Origin of the sequence: Collinsella sp. TF07-1 (assembly GCF_003437235.1) — a bacterium.
Lineage (GTDB): Bacteria > Actinomycetota > Coriobacteriia > Coriobacteriales > Coriobacteriaceae > Collinsella.
In genome coordinates this window covers 1-16,800 of the sequence record NZ_QSRV01000026.1, presented here as the reverse complement: position 1 = coordinate 16,800, position 16,800 = coordinate 1, and the positions used below count along the sequence as shown (strand labels likewise).

13 protein-coding genes are annotated in these 16,800 nt (G+C 61.1%); 6 read left to right on the top strand and 7 right to left on the bottom strand.

Translation table 11 applies throughout. The annotated features are described in order from the left end of the window. Positions 1-175: 175 nt before the first annotated feature. Positions 176-2,374 carry a transglycosylase domain-containing protein gene (locus tag DXC67_RS08915; RefSeq protein ID WP_117638128.1) on the bottom strand — a complete coding sequence of 733 codons (2,199 nt, stop codon included), beginning with the start codon at positions 2,372-2,374 and terminating at the stop codon, positions 176-178. A 162-nt stretch (positions 2,375-2,536) separates the two neighbouring features. On the opposite strand from DXC67_RS08915, the gene DXC67_RS08910 reads away from it, so the two are divergent. The 4 genes from DXC67_RS08910 to DXC67_RS08895 all read left to right on the top strand — a co-directional run bounded on the left by DXC67_RS08910 (position 2,537) and on the right by DXC67_RS08895 (position 8,883). Further along, positions 2,537-4,513, top strand: a complete 1,977-nt coding sequence (locus tag DXC67_RS08910) for a U32 family peptidase (RefSeq protein WP_158551335.1) — start codon at positions 2,537-2,539, stop codon at positions 4,511-4,513. Positions 4,514-4,610: 97 nt separating this feature from the next. Beyond that, positions 4,611-5,822 carry a tyrosine--tRNA ligase gene (tyrS, locus tag DXC67_RS08905; RefSeq protein WP_117638126.1) on the top strand — a complete coding sequence of 404 codons (1,212 nt, stop codon included), beginning with the start codon at positions 4,611-4,613 and terminating at the stop codon, positions 5,820-5,822. A 274-nt stretch (positions 5,823-6,096) separates the two neighbouring features. Further along, positions 6,097-7,917 carry an adenine deaminase gene (locus DXC67_RS08900; RefSeq protein WP_117638125.1) on the top strand — a complete coding sequence of 607 codons (1,821 nt, stop codon included), beginning with the start codon at positions 6,097-6,099 and terminating at the stop codon, positions 7,915-7,917. Between the two features lie 171 nt (positions 7,918-8,088). Further along, entirely contained in the window at positions 8,089-8,883 is a 795-nt protein-coding gene (locus DXC67_RS08895; RefSeq protein ID WP_117638124.1) for a Cof-type HAD-IIB family hydrolase, read from the top strand. Positions 8,884-9,001: 118 nt separating this feature from the next. Here DXC67_RS08895 and DXC67_RS08890 read toward each other — a convergent pair whose 3' ends face one another. The 6 genes from DXC67_RS08890 to DXC67_RS08865 all read right to left on the bottom strand — a co-directional run bounded on the left by DXC67_RS08890 (position 9,002) and on the right by DXC67_RS08865 (position 13,610). Further along, the gene (locus DXC67_RS08890; protein WP_117638123.1) at positions 9,002-9,844 is read right to left on the bottom strand and encodes a Cof-type HAD-IIB family hydrolase; all 843 of its coding nucleotides are present in this window, start codon (positions 9,842-9,844) and stop codon (positions 9,002-9,004) included. Between the two features lie 86 nt (positions 9,845-9,930). After that, complete coding sequence (locus DXC67_RS08885; protein ID WP_117638122.1) at positions 9,931-11,349, bottom strand: citrate synthase; 1,419 nt, start codon at positions 11,347-11,349, stop codon at positions 9,931-9,933. 77 nt (positions 11,350-11,426) lie between these two features. Further along, positions 11,427-11,714, bottom strand: a complete 288-nt coding sequence (locus tag DXC67_RS08880; protein WP_006235289.1) for an ACT domain-containing protein — start codon at positions 11,712-11,714, stop codon at positions 11,427-11,429. 396 nt (positions 11,715-12,110) lie between these two features. Further along, positions 12,111-12,818 (bottom strand): site-specific integrase, encoded by a 708-nt coding sequence (locus tag DXC67_RS08875; RefSeq protein WP_255360342.1) that lies wholly within the window; start codon positions 12,816-12,818, stop codon positions 12,111-12,113. Positions 12,819-12,836: 18 nt separating this feature from the next. After that, entirely contained in the window at positions 12,837-13,088 is a 252-nt protein-coding gene (locus DXC67_RS08870; RefSeq protein WP_117638121.1) for a helix-turn-helix transcriptional regulator, read from the bottom strand. 9 nt (positions 13,089-13,097) lie between these two features. Beyond that, positions 13,098-13,610, bottom strand: coding sequence for a DUF2975 domain-containing protein (locus DXC67_RS08865; protein ID WP_006235293.1), 513 nt, complete (start codon positions 13,608-13,610; stop codon positions 13,098-13,100). Between the two features lie 135 nt (positions 13,611-13,745). On the opposite strand from DXC67_RS08865, the gene DXC67_RS08860 reads away from it, so the two are divergent. Then, positions 13,746-15,968, top strand: a complete 2,223-nt coding sequence (locus DXC67_RS08860) for a hypothetical protein (RefSeq protein ID WP_117638120.1) — start codon at positions 13,746-13,748, stop codon at positions 15,966-15,968. A gap of 5 nt (positions 15,969-15,973) precedes the next feature. After that, positions 15,974-16,714 (top strand): ATP-binding cassette domain-containing protein, encoded by a 741-nt coding sequence (locus tag DXC67_RS08855; protein WP_158551334.1) that lies wholly within the window; start codon positions 15,974-15,976, stop codon positions 16,712-16,714. The last annotated feature ends 86 nt before the right edge of the window (positions 16,715-16,800 follow it).

Sequence of the window (16,800 nt, the reverse complement as noted above, 5' to 3'; positions counted from 1 at the left end):
GTGCGCTCGGCACTTCGTGCACTGACATAGTGGCTTGTAAGGGGTATCGACGTTGGTCGGTACCCCTTTTTGATTGCCGGTATAAAGACCGCCCACCAGGTCGCTTCAAACTAAAAGGCCCCCGAGCAGTTCAATAGGCTGCTCGGGGGCCTTGTTGCTTATGGCCGGATGATTTCTAGCCGACCGTATCGTCAGGCGTGGGCGAGGGGTCGGGAGTGGGCGTAGGCGTAGGCGTAGGCGTGCCGCCATCGCCGCCGGTCGAACCACCAGTGGAGCCGCCCGTCGAACCACCGGTCGTACCGGTGCCGCCGGTGGTGTCACCGCCCGTGGTCTCGGTGGTCGTGGTCGTCGTGGTCGTCGTTGTGGTGGTTTCCTCTTCGTCCTCGTTCTCGTCCTTGTCGTCGTTCTCCGTCTTCTTGGTGTTGTTGGTGCCGTAGAACTTCCAGACGCTGTTGTTCTTGTAGGTGGGCGCCGTTCCGGTCGCAAACTCCTCGCGCTCGGTACCGGTCAGAACGGTGTTCATAAACCGCTTAAAGACAGGCAGGTTGGTGCTGTCGCCCAGCAGGTCCGTGCCGTACTTTTGGATGGGGATCTCGCCCGCGGAATAGCCGGTCCACAGGGCGCACGCCAGCTGCGGGGTATAGCCGCAGAACCAAAGGTTGGTGGTGTTGTCGGTGGTGCCCGTCTTGCCGGCATAGGGCTGGTTGACACTCAGGGCGCCGGCAGCACCCGTACCGCTGCCCTTCATGACGCCGGACAGAACATCGGTGACCGCGGCGGCCTCGCCCTCGGTAAGCACCTGTGAGGGATTGTCGGTGTGCTGGTACAGCACCGAACCGGTACGAGAATCAATCTCGGTGATGGCGATCGGCTGGCGATAGTAGCCGCCGTTGGCAAACGTCGCGTAGGCGGCGGCCATCTCGAGTGGCGAGATCGAGCCGGTGCCGAGCGTCATGACGGGAACGTCCTCGATGTTGTCCTTGGCGGGGTCGATGCCGAGCTTTTTGACGAGCGAGATGATCTTGCTGTTGCCGACGGCTTCCGCCACCTGGATGTAGCCGGTGTTGGAGGAGTATGCCGTCGCCTGCTTAAGCGTGATGTTGCCGTAGCTCTGGTTGGCGTAGTTTTGGACCTCGGTCGTGGTGCCCTTGGCCTTGAGCGGCGAGTTGCAGTTGAGGGTGACGTTGGGGTTCATGCCGTTTTGGATGGCAGTTGCCAGCGTAAAGGCCTTAAAGGTGGAGCCGACGGGACGCTTGGCCGTGGCATGGTTTACGTGGTTCTCGTCGGCGTTGTAGTCGTAGCCGCCCACCATGCACTTGATGTAGCCGGTCTTGGGGTCGACGACGACCATGCCCATGTCCAGGCCGTCAAGCGAGAGCGTGTCGAGCTGCTCGCGGACGGCATTCTCTGCCACCTGCTGCATCGTGGGGTCGATGGTGGTCTTGACGGTCAGGCCGCCCTTAAAGAGCACGTCGGTCGAGAACTCCTGCTCCAGCAGCTGCTTGACGTAGGAGACAAAGTAGGGCTGCGAGTATACGTCGACGCCGCTGCCCGAGATTTCGGTCACATTGAGGGTGATGGGCTCGGCCTGTGCGGCATCGTGCTCCTCCTGGGTGATGTGGCCCAGGCGCAGCATGTTGTCGAGAACCTTGTTGCGGCGAGACAGTGCCAGATCGGGATTGACCGTGGGGTCGTACTGCGAAGGCGAGTTGGGAAGGCCGATGAGTAGCGCGGCCTCGCTCAGGGTGAGGTCGGCGGCGCTCTTGGACAGATAGGTCTCGGCTGCGGCCTCGATGCCGTAGGCGCCGTGGCCGTAATAGATGGTGTTGAGGTACATCATGAGGATCTCGTCTTTGGAGTACATGTCCTCCATCTTGATGGCGATGTAGGCCTCGCGCACCTTACGCTCAATGGTCGAGTCGAATTGCTCCTCCTGCAGGATGGTGTTGCGCACAAGCTGCTGGGTGATCGTCGAGGCGCCTTCGTGCCCGCCGCCGAGGGTTGCCACCGCAGCACGCGCGATACCCCACAGGTCGATACCGCCGTGCTCGTAGAAGCGCTCGTCCTCGACGTCAACGGTGCCCTGCAGCACGTAGGGGGAGACCTCGTCCTTGGTGATGGACTTGCGGTTTTGCGTGTAGAAGCTCGCGATCTTGTTGCCGTTACAGTCGACGATCTCGGTGGGCTCGCTCACCAGATACGCGTTGGCGTCGGTGTAGTCGGGCAGATCGGACAGCCAGCGGTTGACGTTACCGACCATGCCGATGCCAAACGCCACGCCCGCAATCAGCAGAAAGCCCAAAAACGAGAGCAGGATTATGGGCAGGGCGTGCGTCTTTGAACGGCTGTGTCCCTGTCGTTGGCGAGGACCCATATATTGACCTCCAGGTATGTCGTGCCAGACGGTGGATGTGCCGTCGGGGCAGGATGGACATAAGTTATTACACGATAAACCAAACGGGGCGCGCGAGGCCTCGTGTATGCTGGAAGACGGCATTTTTCAGAGTGAATGCATACCTTGGTAAGGAGTTTGTCGATGGCGATTCGGACGATGGGGCCGAGCGGACAATACGAGACTGGATTGGATGTTGTCAGTGCGGCGCTGCCCGAGCTGCTGGCGCCGGCGGGCGGACTCGACCAGATGCTTGCGGCTATCGCCGCGGGTGCCGATGCCATCTATGCGGGGTTGGGCGGCTTTAACGCCCGTGTGAGCGCCCATGGCTTTACGGATAACGAGTTTGCGCGCGGCTGCGCCGTGGCGCATGCCCATGGCGTGCATGTGTACGTAACGCTCAACGTGTTCGTGTTTGACGATGAGTTGTCCGACGCGGTGGCGTTGGGAGCTCATGCACTGGAGCTGGGCGCCGATGCTCTGATTGTCGCCGATGCCGGGTTGGCCTGCGCGCTGCGCGCGGCGATTCCCGGGGTCGAGATTCACCTGTCCACGCAGGCGGGCGCTCATAGCGAGGGTGCCGTGCGGCTTGCCGCCGATGAACTGGGGGTCGAGCGCGTGACGACGGCACGCGAGCTGACGGTCGACGAGATTGCGGCGCTATGTGCCACGGGCGTGCCCATCGAGGTATTCTGCCACGGTGCGATTTGCATCGGCTATTCGGGGGCGTGCGAGTTCTCGGCCCTGCGGCGTGGGCGCTCGGCGATGCGCGGCGACTGCACGCAGCCGTGCCGTCTGGCGTACGACCTAGTGGACGAGGCGGGGCAGAGTGTTGTTGCCGTCGAGGGAGACCGCCTGCTTTGTCCGCGTGACTATCTGGGTATCGCGCACCTGCCCGAGCTTGTTGCCGCCGGCGTGGCATCGCTCAAGATCGAGGGACGCATGAAGAATCCCGATTACGTATTCAACGTGGTGAGGGTGTGGCGTCGGGCACTCGATATGCTGTGCGACGGCGCGTGGGACTCCGGTGCCGTGGAAGAGCTTGAACGCGAGCTGGGAAGGTCGTTTAACCGTGGGTTTACCGATGCTTACCTGCGGGGTCGTTCGGGTGCCGAGCTGATGAGCTTTGAGCGCGCGATCAACCAGGGCGTGCGCGTGGGGCGCTTGGTCGCTGTGGGCCACGAAGAGGTGACCGTTGAGCTCGATGCCGCCGTGGCGGCGGGTGACACGCTCGAGATTCGGTTCTATCCGGGTGTCGACGCGCGTCCCGATGTGCCCAAGCGCTGGCCGCAGGTGCCCTGCCCGGTGGATGCCGCAGCGGGGAAGCGCGTCGTCGTGCATTGCAAGCGTAAGGTGGACGCGGGCTGCGAGGTCTATCTGATTCGCAGCGCCGGCGTGTTGGATCAGACGACGGCGGTGTTGGAGCGCATGCGGGCCGAGGCGGATGCGATTGCGCCCGTTGCGCGTGCCGTTGAGGTGCTGCCCTTTGAGGACGCTGCGGTGGATGGCGGCGCGTCGACGGAGTTGGCGGGGTCGGCGGGGCCGGTAAAGCGCGAGGATTTTGCTCGTATGGTCTTTGCCTGGGAGCTGATGGATGTGGGTCCGCGCGATGAGCGAGATCTGTCCGATACAACGGTGGTGCTCGACGAAGTGTGCCGCGCGGGCGACGCCGAGCGGACTCGGGCGCTTATGCAGCGTGCCGGGCGCGTCGTCTGCCGCAATCTGGGACAAGTGGCGATGGCCCGCGAGCTGGGCACAACGTTTGACGTGGCGGCGCCGGTGTTCTGTGCCAATCGGGCCACGCTTACCTGGCTGCGCGGACTCGGTGCGGGGCGGGTGTGCTTGTCGGCCGAGTTGCTCGGCAATGATGCGGAGCGTGTTGCCGAGCTTGCCGCTTGCCCCGGTGTCTTGGGGCCTGTCGATGCCGACCGTCCCGAGATCATGGTGTGCGAGCACTGCTTGCTGACTGCCGAGGGCGCCTGCGCCACGGATGCAACGGGGCAGGTCCGTTGCCGTGACTGCTCGCGCCGTCAGCAGGCGCGCTTTTTGGTCGAACGTGACGGCACGCGTTTGCCGGTCGTTATCGACGCGTGCGGCAGGACGAGGATTTTCCTGTCGTAGGTGTTCGGCCGCGCCGTTTTGGTTATTATGAGTGGGTTTATGAACTTCGAGCACCGCCGTATCCGGTGAGGGTGCTATAGCAAAAGGAGGATACCCAATGCTGTCTGTCGACGAGCAAATGCGTATCATCACCTCGGGCGCAGCGCAGATCGTCCCCGAGGCCGACCTTCGCAAGAAGCTTGAGAAGGGCGAGCCCCTCAACATCAAGCTCGGCGTCGATCCCACCAGCCCCGACCTGCACCTGGGCCATGCCGTGCCCCTGCGCAAGATGCGTCAGTTCCAGGACCTGGGCCACAAGGTCACCCTCATCATCGGTAACGGCACCGCACTGATCGGCGATCCTTCGGGCAAGAATTCCACCCGCCCGCAGCTTTCGCAGGAGCAGATTGAGGCCAACGCCGAGACCTACGTGAGCCAGGCCATGAAGATCCTGGATCCCGAGAAGACCACCATCGTGCACAACGGCGACTGGATCCTGTCGATGGATCTGGCCGGCCTGCTGCAGGTGTGCTCCAAGTTCACCGTCGCCCGCATCCTCGAGCGCGATGACTTTACCAAGCGCTACCAGTCCCAGACGCCGATCGCCCTCCACGAGTTCCTGTACCCCGTGATGCAGGCCTTCGACTCCGTTCAGATCAAGGCCGACGTGGAGATGGGCGGCACCGACCAGCTCTTCAACCTGCTCGCCGGCCGCGAGCTCATGGAGAAGATGGGCATGGAGCCGCAGATCGCGCTTACCATGCCGCTGCTCGAGGGCACCGATGGCGTGCGCAAGATGTCCAAGTCCTACGGCAACTACATCGGCCTGACCGATGCTCCCAAGGATATGTTCGGCAAGACGATGTCCATCCCCGACGAGATGATCGGCAAGTACTATCGTCTGGCCAGCTCGCTCACCCCGGCCGAGGTCGACAAGATCGACGCTGCCCTGGCCGACGGTTCCGCCGATCCCTATGAGCTCAAGCGCGCGCTGGGCCGCGACCTGTGCGACACCTATCACGGCGCCGGTGCCGGTGACGAGGCTCAGGCCGAGTTCGACCGCGTGTTCAAGGAGGGCCAGCTTGCCGACTTCCCCGAGAAGCATGTCGAGCTGACCGTCAACGACGAGGGCCAGATCTACCTCGCAGGCCTGCTTAAGGACCTGGGCCTTTCGGCGAGCGCCGGCCAGGCCCGTCGCGACATTGACGGCGGCGGCGTCAAGATCAACGGCGAGGCGGTGGCTCCCAAGAGCTACAACATCGACCCGAGCGCCCTCAAGCTGGGCGACACCCTCTCAGTAGGCAAGCGCAAGGGCTTTAAGTTGGTCTAGCAAGTAGGTCAACCTAACATGTGCAATAGGGCCGCAGCCGGAACGATTCCGGCTGCGGCTTTTTTGGCACTTGGGGACGTTCCTTTTGTGCCGGCACTTTGGGACACTCCTTGTCATTGGTGCAAAGTAACCTGTCCCCATTGCGCCAAGCGGCGTGTGCCGTTAAGCGGACGGGGTGTTAGCGGGACCTTCTTTTGGGCATACAATTGCTATTGGCTTGCTGCGGTGAAGGCTCGTCCGCTCCGCAGTTATTTCTACAGTTAAAGGAGTATGTATGTCCGTTGAGGTCATGAGGTCTGTGATCGATGCTGCCGAGGGCCGCGTGCCCGTCGACACGCTGTTTACCAATGCGCAGATTGTCGACGTATATGGCCAGCGCGTGGCGCCCGGTAGCGTTGCCGTCAAGGACGGCGTAATCGTCGGCGTGCTCTACGACGGTCGCGACGATGCCGCCGGCACCTACGAGGCGGCTGAGGTCATTGACTGCCAGGGTCGCTATATCGCCCCCGGCTTTATCGACGGACATCTGCATATCGAGTCCTCGAACATCCGTCCCGCCGAGTATGCGCGCATGGCGGCGACGCGCGGCACCACCACTGCCATCGCCGACAGCCACGAGATCGCCAACGTTTCCGGCCTGAACGGCCTGCGCTTTATGATCGAGGACGGCCGTCGCGCGCCCATTTCCATCAAGTACATGATGCCCTCGTGCGTGCCCGCGCTGCCCGATGAGCAAGCGGGCGCTGTGATTACCGCCGCTGACATGCAGGCGTTTTTTGCCGAGTATCCGGGCGATGTCTTTGGTCTGGGCGAAATGATGAACCTGCCGGGTGTCTTTATGGCCGATCCTGAGACCTGCGCTCGCATCGACGCTGCCAACCAGACGCCGTCCAAGCAGGTCGACGGCCATGCGCCACTTGTTGCCGGCAAAGACCTCAACGCCTATGCCGCAGCGGGTATTATCGCCGACCACGAGTCGACGATTCCCGAGGAGGCGCTCGATAAGCTGTCCCGCGGCATGTATGTGATGCTGCGCGAGGGCACGTGCAGCCACGACCTGGCCAACTTGTCGCCGATGCTGCTGGAGAACCCCGCCCGCGCCCGTCGCTGCTGCTTTGCGACCGACGACCGTGCTCCTTCCGACGCGCTTTCGACCGGTATGATCGACAATGCCTGTCGCGTGGCTATCGAGGCCGGCATCGACCCGGTGGTCGCCATCTCCATGGCGTCCCTTTCTACGGCTGAGGCATTTGGCCTGGACCACGGCTGCCGCGACCCACACGAGCTCCGTGGCGCGATCGCCCCGGGCAAGTGCGCCGACCTGCTGGTGCTCGATGACCTTACGTTTGCCAAGGCTCCGCATCGTGTTTATGCCGCCGGTGCCCTGGTGGCGCAGGATGGCACCTTTGTGGGCGAAATTGCACCCGAGATGGCCGAGGTTGCGGCCCTTGCCGATGAGCTGCGTGCTTCCGTTAAGCTGCCGAAGCTATCGCTCGACGTGTTCGACTATGCCTTTAAGCCGGGCGAGGCCGTGATCGACGTGGTGCCGGGCAAGGCCATCACGGGCATGGCTCGTCCCGAGAATGCCGAGGGCCTGCGCCGCATTATGCTGATCGAGCGCCACGGCCGCGGCTTGTCACTGCAGGCCGAGGGGGCCGACGGTGATGGCCCTGCGGGCCTGGGTCTTGTTGGCAAGCACATTGGTCGCGGCTGGGTGCGTGGCTTTACCATTACGGGCGGTGCCATCGCCTCGACGATCGGCCACGACTCGCACAACGTGTGCGTGGTGGGCGACAACGCGGCCGACATGATGGCTGCCGTCGAGGCTGTTGGCCAGGGCGGCCACGTGCTGGTGCGTAACGGCGAGGTCGTGGCGCGCATTCCGCTGGCGCTCGGTGGCCTTATGAGCGAAGGCACGGCCGAGGACGTTGCCGCGCAGCACGACGACTTTATGGTCAAGGCACGCGCCATGGGTATTGAGCCGCCGCTCGACCCCATCATGGGCATCATCTTCCTGCCCCTGCCGGTTATCCCGACGCTCCGCATCCGCCCCGAGGGCATGTTCGACGTTACAACCTTCACCTACGCCGACTAGTCATCGGGGTGGCGTGTCGCCTGACGCCGCGACCGTGAGACCTCTGGCATGTGTGAGCTATTTGCCAGGTCCTTGTAACGTTTACGCCCGCGGAGTCTTATTTGAGCTCCCTTTGGGTACGTTGGAATCGGATACACGTTCGATTCCAACAAGCCCGAAGGGAGCTTTTCTATGTTTAAACTGATTGCATCCGATATGGACGGCACGCTGCTTGACGAAAACGGCCAGGTGCCTCCCGAGACCTACGAACTGATTCTGGCGCTACACGAGCATGGCGTGCATTTCGCCGCATCGTCAGGTCGTCGCTACGATCGCCTGTGCGAGTTCTTTGCGCCCGTTCGCGACAAGATGGACTTTGTCGCCGCTAACGGCGCCCAAGTCTACGCCGACGGTAAGATGGTAGACCGTGAGGTGTATTCGCACCTGGCGATTCGAAGGCTCGCCCAGGCCGTCGCGACGTTTCCCAATCTGCATCTTGCGCTCTTTGACCGTACCAAGTCCTTCCTGCTCGATGACGAGAGCAAGTTCGTGCGTGAGGTCGATAAGGACCTTCCCAATGCCGAGCGCATTTGGGAGCTGCCCGATCCCAGCGTAAATATCATCAAGGCGAGTATCTTTTGCGACGACAGTGCGGTTATGGACAGTGCGTACGTGCTACAGCGCGAACTTGGTCAGCTCTTTACTTTTGCGCCTTCGGGCAACGCGTGGATCGATGCCATGCAGCCTGGTGTGTCGAAGGCCTCGGGTATCGCGCAGCTCGCGGAGCATTACGGCATTGGTCGCGACGAGGTCATGGCGTTTGGCGACTCGATGAACGACTACGAGATCATTCGCTTTGTCGGCACGGGCTGCGCGATGGAAAACGCGCGCCCCGCGCTTAAGGCGGTGGCCGATCGCGTGGTGGGTTGCAACCGCGACCACGCCGTCCAGCAGGAGCTCCGTCGCGTGCTGGAGAGTCTCTCCTAATTCGGCAGATGGGGACGTTCCTTTTCTGCCGACAGTGGGGGACAGTCCTTGCAGCTTTTTGCGAAGAGTGTCCCCAGTGACTAGTCGTTTAAGAACGTCCCCAATGACTGACCAATGACTAGGCGAGGGCGGCCATGATGGTGCGGGCGACGCCGTCGTGGTCGTTGTCGTATTCGGTGATGGCGTCGGCGGCCTCGCGATCTTCGGGCTCGGCGTTGATCATGGCCATGCCATGGCCCGCTGCCTGCAGCATGGGGATGTCGTTGATGTTGTCGCCGAACGCCCAGGCGTCGGCGAGACGCTCGCCCAGATGCTCACACAGCCACGTGAGGGCCGTTCCCTTGGTGGCGCCTTCGCCCATAACCTCGATATTCATGGCGTACGAACGCGTGACCTCAATGCCTCCGAGCGTGTCGAGCGCCGCCGCGATGGCGTCGCGATCGGCGGGGTCGTGCCAGTACATAGCGATGCGTTCGAGCGTCTCGACCTCGTCGATTTTGCTGTCGATATTCATGTCGATCGGCGTTCGTGTGCGCTTGAGCGAAGCCGCGATGTGGGGGTCGCCGCCACAGAACTCATCCAGACGCCCGTATAGCGAGCGGGGGAGGAAACACTGCCCGTCCGCGAAGATATCGAAGGTGACGTCATGGCCGGTGGCAATGCTATGGACGTGGTGGGCGATGGCGCGGTCGAGCGGACGGCTCAAGATGCACGTGGCGCGCGAGGCGTCGGTGGGCGTATCCTCGTCGAGCTGCCAGACGCTGGCGCCGTTGGCACAGACCGCGTAGTGCACGGCGGGATGGGCGAGAATGGGCTTAAAGATGCCCGACAGTGGACGTCCCGTGCAGGGAACAAACTCGATGCCACGACGTGCGAGCTCGTCGAGCATCGCCCAGGTGGCATCGCTCATTTGCTTATCGCTCGTCAGCAGCGTCCCATCCATATCGGAAAACACAATCATTTGATGCAGCCCTTTCTACTGGCATAAAAAGCGTGGCCGAGGGCTTGGGTCCCTGGCCACGCTCGAGTTCTATAACGGTCCGCGTCCTAGCGGTCGGCGAGCGGCTTGTACTCCAGCGGCTCGATCACCGGACGATAGGCGGGGCGGATGATACGGTGCGCGCAGAAGAGCTCTTCCATACGGTGTGCCGACCAGCCGGCCATGCGGGCGACGGCGAATAGCGGCGTAAAGAGCGTTTCGGGCACGCCGAGCATCTTGTAGATAAAGCCCGTGTACAGGTCGATGTTGGCGCAGATGGGCTTGGTCATGCCGTGGTCGCGCATGACCTGGGGTGCCAGGCGCTCGATGCGCTCGATGAGCGCGAACTCATCGCCCAGGTTCTTCTTGGCGGCAAGTGTGCGCGCGTAACGACGGCAGACCTCGGCGCGCGGGTCGCTGAGCGTATAGACGGCGTGGCCCATGCCGTAGATGAGGCCCGTGCCGTCGAAGGCCTGCTTGTCGAGGATCTTGCCCAGGTAGGCCGCGACCTCGTCCTCGTCCTCCCAGTTGGAGACATGCGCGCGGATGTCCTCGTGCATAGACACGACCTTGGCATTGGCACCACCGTGGCGCGGGCCCTTGAGCGAGCCGATAGCCGCGGCGTAGGCGGAATACGGGTCGGTGGCCGAAGACGACAGCACGCGGCAAGCGAAGGTGGAGTTGTTGCCGCCGCCGTGCTCGGCATGCAGCATGAGCATAACGTCGAGCAGCATCGCCTCATCGCGGGTGAACGCCATGCCGCCGCGCAGGACCTGTAGGATGGTCTCGGCGGTGGAGAGACCGGGCGTAGGGTGCGGCACGTGAACCTCGGAGCCGCGAAGCTTGGCGACCGAGGCCATGTGTGCGAAGGCGGCGATGCGCGGGAGACGTGCGAGCATGGAAATGGCGACGTCGATTTCGTGCTCGGGCGTGATCACGTCTGGTTCGGCATCGAAGGCGTAGAGCAGCAGCACGGCGCGCTGAAGCACATTCATGATGCTCGACGACACCGTGGTCATGGGGAACTCGCGGACGTATTCGTCGCTCAGGTGCCTAAAAGCACCCAGACGTTCGCAAAAACCGTCAAGCTCTTCCTTGGTGGGCAGAGAGCCCGTAATGAGCAGATAAGCGACCTCTTCGTAGCCGTAGCGATTCTCGGCCTGGGCGTTGTTGACCAGATCCTCGATGCTGTAGCCACGAAGCGTGAGTTTGCCCTGATCGGGCACGACCTTACCGTCGACCTTGTTGTAGCCATGCACATCCGAGATGCGAGTGAGGCCCGCGACCACGCCCGAACCGTCTGCATTGCGCAGGCCGCGCTTGACATTGTGCTCGACAAACAGGTCCTCGTCATAAGGGTCGGTCGGCAGGCCGTGGTAGAGGTTTTCGCTTTCGGGCGAAATCTGACGGCTCGCCTCGTAATCCAGAACCAGGCGGCTCAAGTGGTCATCGAAGCGGTAATAGATTTTCTTGGCGTCGTAGGCCATGCGCGCTCCTCTCCGGGCCGCATCGGGGTGACTTGCATGGGCATGCGCGCGTCAGGCTATCCCCAGCGGCTTGCTCGCTACAGGCGGTACATAAAGTTGAAGACGTCCTCGCGCTGGATGGACACGTTGACGCCCGAAAGCTCGCCGGCCTCGGCCAGCGCCTTCTGCAGCTCGGCGAAGTCGAGCTTGGACTCGGCGGTATCGGCCAGCATGGTCATGGTGAAGATGTCCTCGATAATGGACTGCGTGATGTCGCGGATGTCGACGTTGGCCTCGCCTAGGACACGGGTGACGCCGGCGACGATGCCGGGGCGGTTCTTGCCAAGGACGGTGATGACGATACGGGAGGACGAGATCTCGGCCATGGGAAACCCTTTCGCGTGATTGCGGCGCGCGCGGGGCGCTCCGCTACGGTACAGTGTTCATCATTGTACCTGTCTGGCGCAAAAAAGGCGCGCTCGCTGCGGCGTTACATGCCTGCAACATGAGCGTAAGGGGGAAGGCCGCACGGGGAAGAGCCGTCTGGCGCGTGTCCGGCTCGTGTTGGGTTGATTTCCGATCTCAGCCGAACACATTGAGCGGACAGGCCGTTCCCGCAGTCAGCCGAACGCCTCCGACGGCTGATTCCGAACTGGAAGCGGAGGGCATCCCCGCCCTTCGGTAGGGGATACCGCTCCGCGGCGCATGCCGCGGGCGGCGCCCCTATCGGACCACCGTGACCTCAGTTGGGATGGGCCCAGCACTGCCGCGTACTCGGTGAGCTAGAGCCAACTGTTCGTCTTCACGTCGCGTATGGCGATATTTCGGTCGTCCGGCTCGGTGATGCCGTAGCCGAACGCCTGGAGCGTCTCGATGGACTCCTGGATCCTCTGTTGGAACATGGGACCCGGATCGACCCTCGGCCCGAGGTGCCCGCGCCAAAGGCACGGCGTGGCGCGCAGCATGTTATGGATTTTGGAGATGGGCTCGATGTCGGCGTAGACGTTGAGCGTCGCCATGGCGTCCTTGTGGCCGAGGATCGATTGGAGCGCCTTGATATCGCCGCCTTGGCGGATCCACTGCGTTGCGAACGTGTGGCGAAGGCCGTGGAACGTGATCAGCTCGTCGTTGGTGCCCATGAGGCCGTTGGTCTCCGAGAACGTCTTGAACGCCCTGCGGATATAGCTTGTCGTCGCGAAGGTCGCGCCCGGCTCCGACAGGATGTAGCAGTCCCCGATCTCGACCGCCCCGGTAAGGCCGCGCAAGCGCAGCTTTCCGCAGTCGATCTCGTGGGTCTCCTTCAGGAAGGGGAGTAGGCCGACCGGGTCGATGGGGATACCCCTGGCGTCATGGGTCTTGGTGTCCTTGATGAACGAACCCATTCCCTTCGCGTACGCCACCGAGTGTCTGATCGAGATCAGGCCCGTCTCGAAATCCACATCGCACCACCGAAGGCCGCAGACCTCGCCGATTCGCATCCCCGTGTGCAGGGCGAGTACGACCGCCCTCTAATCCTCGGCGGACCAATCGAATCCGAACTCCTTTCGGGCATCCTCTTCGCTCATGACTTCGAGAAGGTCTCCGGGTTGGCAACGAAGGGCGAGGCATAGCTGCTCGAGTGTGTTGAAGCGAATGCCGCGAATATGCCCTTTTTTAATACGGGACAGGTTCACGGGCGTGGTTCCAATCCTTTCGGCAAGTTCGTTCGAGGAAATCTTTCGCTCGGCCATGATCTTGTCGAGGCGAACAATTACGGGCATGGCGTTTCCTTACGCAATCTCGTCGGAGTCGAGGTACAGCTCTCGGGCGTACAAGAAGAGCTGGGAAAGCATGAACAGGACGATGCCGAGAACCAGAGAGGTCCAATCGAATGATGAAGCGATCTCTTGGGCGCCGACGGCCCCCTCGCCGCCAAACATCGAAACGGAGGTTTTGAGTGAGCCGGCGTAGAGGCTGGTGGCAGCTTGAACAACGAAGAGAATGCCGAGCACCTTCAAGCATGTCGCAGACCCTTTCTTGAAGGGGTCTCCGCTCTTGATCGTCCACACGAGAACGGCGCTGAGGATGGTCGTAGCGATACCGATGACGGCAGGGACCAATGTCGAGATCGCAAGGGCTGGATACGCGGGGGAGTCTGCAATTACAGGGTTGTCGAGCACTTCGATTGCTGGCTTTAAGGAGAACGCCACTTGTGCGATGGCGGTGGCGCAAAGGGTCGCAGAGGCTATCGCACATGCGATGCGGAAGGAATGAAGCCGGGGAGTGCGATTGTCGGAACTCATAATAACCTCCGAAGAATTTAAAAAACTCAGGTTACTTTTTAACAGTTTATGTTAAATTGACTTTGCCGGCAAGTAATAAGGGCCGAGCATTTTGTTCGGCCCCTCTGTTCCGACTGGATGAGGTTAAGGTTGGCGATGAATATGCTCAAAATCTCGAAGGCGATCTTTAGGTCGCTTCTCTCCTCCAGGTCGCTCTGTGTTGTCGTTGTTGCGTTGATGGTTCTTTGTGCTCTGCCCGTCTTCAGGAGCGCGGCTGGCATCGACGGACGGGTCGAATACCTCGAGTCGGGAATAACCCGTGTTGAGCAGGAATTGTCAGCATCCTATGCGGATGCGCTTGTGAATGCGGGGGAGGACGGTGTCTATACCTCTTCATCAAGCATGCCCGCGCTTCTGTACCCTCTTGCCGCGGGACGTCTTATCTTGGCACCGCTCTCTCCCCTACTTCCGTTTCTGCAGATATCGGATGGAGAGTACACCTATTATGACGGATCGAAGGAGTACTTGCTATGGGTCGCAACGGCCGTTGCCGTCTCGTTCCTTGCCGCACGTCTTAACAAACGTGAAAAGCTCATCATCCAGGCACCGATGGGCGAGCTGGGTAGACTTGTTGCATCGAGCGTATGGGCGAGTGTTTTTGCAATGCTTGCCGTCCTCGCCATCAATCTTCCAGGGATAATCGCCGCGCTTGTGAAGAATGGCCCGGGCTCGCCGTTCTATCCGATAGGCTACATTCAATATGCGACTCCGGTTATCAAACCGGCTTGGCTGGTGTTCGCGCAGACGGCCATCTTGCAATTCTTGGTGGCAGCGTTCATCTCGCTTGTCGTTCACCTTGCCGTGAAGATTGCCAATAACCCTACGCTTGGAATCGTGTTCGTATGTGCCCTGATGGGGGTGACGATGGTTCCCGGGTATTACGGAAGATCCATCGCTTTACGTGAGTTCGCCCTGTTGAATCCCCTTACGTATGCGAACACTGAGTTGACCGTCGGCGCCTATAGCCCGTACCCGACAACGCAGATAGTGAATCTGCCTGGACTTTGCTTCGAGCGTGGCGCGATTGCCCTCGTATGCGCAATCGGGATCGAGGTGCTGGCAATTAGCCTGCTTTGCGTTGCTGGAAAGAGCGGCTGCGCGTGCCCGATATCCCCGATTTGTCTTGAGAGAGGTTCCTTCACTGCATCGAGAACGGCAACTCGTTCGAGCGCTTGTGCCTCCGCCGTTGCATACGTAAGAACGATGGGGAAACTGCTCCTGCGTTCTCCTACCCTCGCCGTATGCGCGATTGCAATGTCAACGACGATGCTGGCCCCGGCTCTGGTCGAGATGTTTCCTGACGCTGATAACGTTTCCGCTGTTCGGTATAGGGATGGGGAGCTCCGTTCAATAGATCAGTATCTAGAGCAGAACGCTGCGAATATGGACGTCGAGGGCAAAGCGGCCCTGGAAGACATGCGGGATGCTCTTTCGGGTTTCGTGTACGCGCCTATGCCTGCGGAGGGGTTTCGAAGCCTTGCGACGTACGAGCGCGCTCGAGGTGAGCTGGGCGCGGCAGATGCGACTCTCCTGCAATCGATCGGAATCGAGCCGGAGACTCCTTCTCGTGCGGAGGCGCGCGCCCTTCTGCTTGAGTCGATCGCGAGCTTGCCGGACCCCAAGGTTTACGAGTTAAGTACGAAGATGCCCCCATTAATCCTCCTTTCGTATCTCCAGGCAGCGCTTCCCTCCTTATTTTTGCTGTTGCCCGTGGTTGTCACATCGCTCGCGTGCACCCACCTGCAGTGTCGTTCCCTTCTGGTTCTCCAGATCCCCGCAACAGCGCATGTGCGTTTTCTGACGGCTGTTGCGCTGGCTCTCCTGCTTGGCTTGGTGCTGCTTTTGGTGTCGATGGTTCCCGCTGTCGTTGTGTCCGTGATTAAGAACGGTGCGGGTGGATCGGAGTATCCCGTCGCTCTCATTCGGGCGGGAGCTTCGACAACGTCCATGGTGGGGGAGGCGGTGTTGTGCAGTATTCCGTTGCTGGTCATGGCATACGGCGTGATTTCCGTCGTCGCTGCGTTGACAGCAGCGATTAGCCGCAACCCCGTTGTCACCGGAATGGTTTGCGCGGTTCTCTTGGTGTTGGGTTCGTTGAGCGCTCATGTTGAAAGCGTGGGCATGGGCGTCGCGCTGCTGGCTCCATTCGCCTCGTTTGATCCCGCTTCCCAGGTGGGGACGATTGGGTTCCTTGGGCGAGGGACGAACGCGATGCCTTTTGGAGAGGTCGTCGGCGCATCGGGCGCTCTGCTGGTGGTCTTGGGCGCCGTATCTCCGTTGATGGTGCGCCTGAGTGTTCCAAAGATCGAAAGGGGATGATCTCGATGATTGACCTTCAAACGCTGACGATCTCTTATGGAAAGAAGGTGCTCGTAGATTCGGTGAACGCTGAGTTTGCCCCGGGTACGGTCTACGGTCTCGTCGCTCCGAACGGGCATGGAAAGACGACGTTGCTGCGTGCGATGGCAGGTTTGCCGGGTCCTCGCGTGGACGGGAGCATCGTTCTGGATGAGGTGCAGGGTACGGGTGCGAGAGAGGTCCGTTCTATGATCTTCTATGCACCTGGTGAGGGGACGCTGCTGTATCCCGGATTGCGTGCGGAAGATCACCTCAAGATGGTTTGCGATATGTGGCCGCATGCTCGCGATATCGAAGAGATAGTGGAACAAACGCAGATAGGCGAGTTCGCGAAGATGAGGATCTGCACTCTGAGCCAGGGCATGAAGCAGCAGCTTACCCTGGCGATTGCGTATGCGACGGGCGCGCGGTACCTTCTATTAGATGAGCCCATGAACGCGCTCGACCCCAGCAGGGTGGACTTGCATTCCGAGATTCTCAGGAAGCTGGCCGATTCTGGTACGTGCATCATCATGTCATCCCACATCTTGGATTCGGTCGATAGGCTGTGCGATGAGATTCTGTTTTTGAAGGATGGGAGGCTCATTAGAAGCATTCCGCAAGATGATGCTGCGCCGAAGTCTCCTGGATCCCATTTCGCAAAGCCTGCCGGACGCGCCGAGGGTGCGCTAAGCACGTATCGGCGACTCTACGAAAAGGGCGGGTAGAAATGCAAGTTAAAAATCTATGTGGCCAATGTGATACCGTTGAACCCGCATATCGATACCGCTCAGCCATTCGCCTCGCCCCCGTC